The organism is Micrococcus sp. APC 4021, from assembly GCF_030407635.1.
Classification (GTDB): domain Bacteria; phylum Actinomycetota; class Actinomycetes; order Actinomycetales; family Micrococcaceae; genus Micrococcus; species Micrococcus luteus.
Genome location: NZ_JASDCZ010000144.1, coordinates 1 through 5,323, shown reverse-complemented (window position 1 = coordinate 5,323; position 5,323 = coordinate 1). Strand labels below are relative to the sequence as shown.

Genomic DNA, 5,323 nt, shown 5'->3' with positions numbered 1-5,323 from the left:
ATGACACTCCTCGAGGGCCCGAGCTACCCGGCGGTACTCGCCCGCGACCTAGGGCGTGTCTGAGAATGGATCCAGGGGGCCAGCTGACACCCTGGAAGGCATGTCCCGCTTCCAGATGCTCTCCGATGCCCAATGGGAGTTGATCGCCCCGATGCTCCCGACCCGGACCGGCAGGGCCGGCAGGCCGTTCTCGGACGCCCGCACGATGGTGGAGGCGATCATCTACCGATATCGGTGCGGGATTGCATGGAGGGATCTGCCCGAGGTCTACGGGCCTTGGCAGACCGTGTGGACCTGGCACCGGCGCTTAGCTGAAGAGGGCACCTGGGATGCGGTGCTGGCGAGGCTGACCGCCGCCGCGGACGCCGAAGGCCTGATCGATTGGTCGGTCTCGGTGGACTCCACGATCGCCCGCGCGCATCAGCACGCGACGAACATCACCCGCCTCACAGGGGGATGGGTCGAACTACAGGAATCTGCATGAGGAGCCGGCCGATCACGGCATCGGGCGCTCCCGGGGAGGGCTGAGCACGAAGATCCATCAGCTCGTCGATGGGACCGGGCTGCCGCTGGTCAGCCTGATCACCCCCGGCCAAGCCGGGGACTCCCCGATGCTGCTGCCGCTGCTGGGGCGGCTGCGCGTGGCACGGCCGGTAGGGCGGCCCCGGACCCGCCCCGAGGCGGTGCTGGGCGACAAGGCGTACTCCTCCCGGGCGATCCGCACCCACCTGCGTGCCCGCCGGATCAAAGCCGTGATCCCCGAGCCGGCGGATCAGCAGGGCCACCGCAGGCGCCGCGGCTCGGCCGGTGGCCGTCCCGTGGGCCTGGACTCGCAGGCTTACAAGGGCCGGAACGTGATCGAGCGCCAGTACGCGCACCTGAAGCAATGGCGGGGCCTGGCGACCCGGTACGACAAGTACGCGATCGTCTACCGGGCCGCCGTGGTGTTGAACGCTGTGCTCGCGTGGTCCAAACGATTGTCAGACATGCCCTAGCTCTCGTTCCGTCTTCGGGAGAGGCTGGCGAGGTACTCGTTGTAAGAGTCGAGTTCGGCGTCCTCGGCTTTCTGTCGCTGTCTCGAGGTGCGCACGTCGCGGGCTCGCCAGCGGGACAGGCAGACGATGAGCACTACGAACATCGGCAGCTCCGCGTAGGTCCATACCAGCGTGCCGGCGATCGCCTGGTCGATGACGGGGTCATGGCTGCCTGTGGGGGTGGCGTATGCGCTGAACAGCGGTGTGGCGGTACGGAGCAGGATCAGGCCGAAAATGGCGTGGATCTGGATCTCGACGGCGATATCGACGAATCGTGCGGCGAAGGAGGGTTGGCGCGGTAGCGGATCGGAGGACCATAGCGGTGTTGCCGAGACGATGCCGAGGACGAGGATGACGAAGAGCAAGGCGTCCTGGCCGAAGGGGATGCGCATGATGACGCTGATCGCGTCGGTCAGGTAGAGGACCGGGTACAGCAGTATCGCAATGACGATGGCGACCACAGGGTGCAGTGCGGCGCTCCAGAATCGTGAGCGCAGTCCCCCGTGCGCGGCACGGAGCACGAGACGCCCGAGGCCGGTGTGCGGTGTGCTGCGCAGGAGCAGCAGCCCGGGTGACCCTGCGATGAGGAGCGGCGGAACGACGGTCAGCAGGGTGATCTGCTGGAACACCAGCGCTGTGATGGATTCCGTCGCGAGACGGTTCACACCGAACATCGTGATAGCGAAGATCAGGGCGCACCCGATCAGGAACGATGCTGTGCGGGCGATCGCCCAACGGCGCCTGTTTCGCCACATCCAGATCGCTCCTCGCAGATACAGTGCCGCGAACAGCAGAGCGGCGATGCCGACGGGTGAGCCGGTGAGGGGTTCGAACGTGACCCACTGGTCGATCGGCGGCATAGCGAATTTCCCTTCATCGAGGCGATCAAACGTCGGCGACTTCGGCCGCGGTGGTGGTGCCGGAGCGGGGTCAGGTGAGGCCGGAGTAGGAGTGGGGCCTTGGCCCTTGATCGTGGACACGGTGTCGGTTCGGTTATGCCGCTTCCGCAAGCGGCACCGGCTCCCAGGGCAACCAGGTACAAGGGAATCTGCCACCGCTCCAGCCAGCCGATCATGTACTTCCTTTCCGGGCGAGGACCTTGCCTCCATCCTCACGGAGCTGCCCGGTTGTCGCGACGTGGCGGTAGAGGGCCTGTTGGACAAGGAACCTACTGCCTGCCCTTCAGTTGAGTCCCTGATAGTGGTGTAACCCTCCCCGGTCACCGACACCGTCCCCTGCACGGACGCGGTCACCGTGGGAGCCTTCGAGCGAACCTTCCAGAGCACTCTCGAAAGGGACATCACCACGATGACCGCTCCTCACATTGTCGACCCTGAACGCCTGTTGCGCGAAGCCCTCGGCGAAGCCTCACCAGATCTGCTGCGTCACCTGCTCCAGACCATCATCAACGCCCTGCTCAGCGCCGACGCCGACGCGGTCTGCGGGGCCGAGTACGGCACCGCCTCCGAGTCCCGCACCACCCAGCGCAACGGCTACCGCCACCGACCCCTCGACACCCGCGCCGGCACCATCGACGTGGCCATCCCGAAACTCCGGGCCGGTACGTACTTCCCTGATTGGCTCCTGGAACGCCGGAAGAGAGCCGAGTCCGCGTTGATCACGGTGGTCGCTGACTGCTACCTGGCCGGGGTCTCAACCCGCCGCATGGACAAACTCGTGCGACAGCTCGGCATCGACTCGCTCTCGAAGTCCCAGGTCAGCCGCATGGCCACCGAGCTGGATGAGCACATCGAAGCCTTCCGGCACCGGCCCCTGAGCGATACCGGCCCGTTCGTGTTCCTCGCCGCGGACGCCCTGACCATGAAGGTTCGCGAGGGTGGTCGGGTGATCAACGCGGTGGCCATGGTCGCCACCGGCGTCAACGCCGACGGGCGCCGCGAGGTCCTTGGGCTGCGCGTGGCCACCACGGAGTCAGGGGCGGCGTGGAACGAGTTCTTCGCGGACCTGGTGGCCCGCGGCCTGACAGGGGTCAAGCTCGTCACCTCGGACTCCCACCGAGGCCTCGTGGAAGCAGTGGCGGCGAACCTGCCCGGAGCGGTCTGGCAGCGCTGCCGCACGCACTACGCGGCCAACTTGATGGCCGTGACTCCGAAGTCCATGTGGCCGGCGGTGAAGGCCATGCTTCACAGCGTCTACGACCAGCCCGACGGGCCCGCGGTGCACGCCCAGTTCGACCGGCTCCTGGACTACGTGCAGGACAGGTTGCCCGCGGTGACCGCCCACCTCGACGCCGCACGGGAGGACATCCTCGCGTTCACCGGCTTCCCCAAGGACGTGTGGTCCCAAATCTGGTCCAACAACCCTGCCGAGCGCCTCAATCGGGAGATCCGGCGCCGCACGGACTCCGTGGGGATCTTCCCCAACCGAGAGGCCGTCATCCGGTTGGTCGGGGCGGTGTTGGCCGAGCAGACGGATGAGTGGGCAGAGGGCCGCCGGTACCTCGGACTCGAGCTGCTGGCCCGCTGCTCAGGTCTGGATGCGGACACGACATCCACGACCATCCTGGGCACGGAGGTGATGCCGACCTTGGAGACCTGACCGACTCAAGCCCCCACCGCCTCGAAGACGGTTACACCACTTCCAGGGACTTGACCCTGCCCTTCTCGGTTTCCCAACCTGTGTCCGGCTTTGCCGACAGCTCGGCTCCTCACGCCTCAGGTAGTGCCCGAGCGCCAGCCCTGCTTGGCGGGCGCCGATCACTAGCACGTCGGTCTCGGCCATGGTGTGGTTTCTCCTCGTTGCGGGCGCGTGGGCGGGCCGTAGTGCGGCTGGTGTGTCAGTAACCGGTGAGGGCCGGGAAGAAGGTCCAGAACACCGAGGCGGCCACGGCCACATAGGCGATGGCCACCAGGGTTCCGGCCCAGCCGGCGGAGAACCGCACCACCGCGGCGTGCGCGGGGATCACGCCGTGGGCGAGGTTGCGCATGGTGAGCAGGATGAACAGCGGGATCATCGCCGCCCACACGATCATGCAGTACAGGCACAGGATGTGGATCTCGAACAACGCCTGGGACCACAGCCAGATGGTGAACACCGTGCCGGCGGTGACCCCGGCCTGCAGGCCGGCCCAGTACCAGCGCCCGGGGCTCGCCCCGGAGAGGGTCACCATGGCGGTGGTGATGACCACGGCGAACGCCACGATGCCGATCAACGGGTTGGGGAAGCCGAACAGCTCGGACTGCCAGGTCCCCATCACCTTCCCGCAAGACACCCAGGGGTTGATGTCACAGCTGGTGATGTACCCGGCATCCTCGTACAGCTCCAGGCGTTCGAGCACCAGGATCGCCGAGGCCACCCAGCCGACCACCCCGGTGATCAACAGCACCAGGCCGAACGGACGGTGCCGGGCGACAGTCGGTATCCCCGCTACGTCGGAGGCCTGCCCGGTACCGGCAGGGCGGTCGGTGGTGGTCGTGGGGATCGTCACGGGTGAATTGGTGTCGGTGTCGGGGACACTCATGGGCCCGGTCAGTCCGTCGTGGCGGCGGCGTCGACCTCGGCGCGGAACTGCTCGAGGGTGTTCAGAGTGAGCATCTGTCCGTCCAGGAAGAAGGTCGGGGTGCCCTGCACGCCCAGCGCGGTCCCGTCGGCCACGTCGGCCTCGATGCGGTCGCGGGTGGCCGGGTCAGCCACCGCGGCATCGTAGGCGGCCATGTCCAGGCCGAGATCCTCGGCGTAACCGCGGAACACCGGGCTCCGGTCCTCAGTGGTATGGCTCCACTGCTCCTGGGTGTCGAACATCTGCTGATACATCGCCTCGTACTGTCCCTGCTGGCCGGCGGCTTCCACGGCTACGGCGGCGGTCATCGAGTTGGGATGTCCGGGCAGCGGGAAGTAGCGGTGCACAAAGGTCACCGTGTCGGCGTACTCGGCGCGCAGTTCTTCCACGACCGGGTAGGCGGCCTTGCAGCCCTCGCACTCGAAGTCCAGGAACTCCACCAGCACGGCCTGCTCGTTCGGGGCCTTGGACAGTACCCGGCTGTCTGGGCGCATCACCGGCGTGGCCTCCGAGGGGGCGCTCTGCCCGGTCCCGGAGGAGGCAGTTTGCCCGGAGCCCTGGGGGGCGGCGTCGCGGGGGCCGCTGGCGGCCACCACTCCGACGATCAGCCCGGCCAGCACCACAGCGGCCAGTACGACCCAGACGATGGTCTTGGCCTTGCGGGATGTGGTGCCCGGTGTTGACGGATCAGAGGGGGTCGGATTGCGGGTCGGTGTGCTCACGAAGGGATCCGTTTCGGTCGGTGGCGACGGCACCGTGCCGTCGGGGT

The 5,323-nt window shown here is 67.3% G+C and carries 5 protein-coding genes; 2 read left to right on the top strand and 3 right to left on the bottom strand.

The features are described from left to right. The first annotated feature begins 100 nt into the window (after positions 1 to 100). Positions 101 to 995 (top strand): IS5 family transposase gene (locus QL983_RS10240; RefSeq protein ID WP_088478277.1). Its coding sequence is split into 2 segments (ribosomal slippage): positions 101 to 457 and positions 459 to 995, totalling 894 coding nucleotides; the frame shifts between segments, so codons are not numbered across the junction. Here the strand turns inward: QL983_RS10240 and QL983_RS10235 are convergent. Beyond that, entirely contained in the window at positions 992 to 2,014 is a 1,023-nt protein-coding gene (locus QL983_RS10235; RefSeq protein WP_223247519.1) for a cytochrome c oxidase assembly protein, read from the bottom strand. The genes QL983_RS10240 and QL983_RS10235 overlap by 4 nt on opposite strands. A 328-nt stretch (positions 2,015 to 2,342) precedes the next feature. Here QL983_RS10235 and QL983_RS10230 point away from each other — a divergent pair, with 328 nt between their 5' ends. After that, on the top strand, positions 2,343 to 3,593 hold the full coding sequence (locus QL983_RS10230) for an IS256 family transposase (protein ID WP_036318129.1): 1,251 nt from the start codon (positions 2,343 to 2,345) through the stop codon (positions 3,591 to 3,593). Between the two features lie 238 nt (positions 3,594 to 3,831). On the opposite strand, the gene QL983_RS10225 is transcribed toward QL983_RS10230, so the two are convergent. Together QL983_RS10225 and QL983_RS10220 are read right to left on the bottom strand one after the other, a co-directional pair. After that, a complete protein-coding gene (locus tag QL983_RS10225) occupies positions 3,832 to 4,416 on the bottom strand; it encodes a vitamin K epoxide reductase family protein (protein ID WP_223247555.1) in 585 nt (194 codons plus the stop codon). Positions 4,417 to 4,523: 107 nt separating this feature from the next. After that, positions 4,524 to 5,276: a thioredoxin domain-containing protein gene (locus tag QL983_RS10220; protein ID WP_036317487.1), complete on the bottom strand. Its 753-nt coding sequence runs from the start codon at positions 5,274 to 5,276 to the stop codon at positions 4,524 to 4,526. Between the last annotated feature and the right edge of the window lie 47 nt (positions 5,277 to 5,323).

Coding starts and splice junctions, on each gene's coding strand:
- QL983_RS10230 (WP_036318129.1), top strand. CDS start 2,343: ATGACCGCTCCTCACATTGTCGACCCTGAACGCCTGTTGCGCGAAGCC.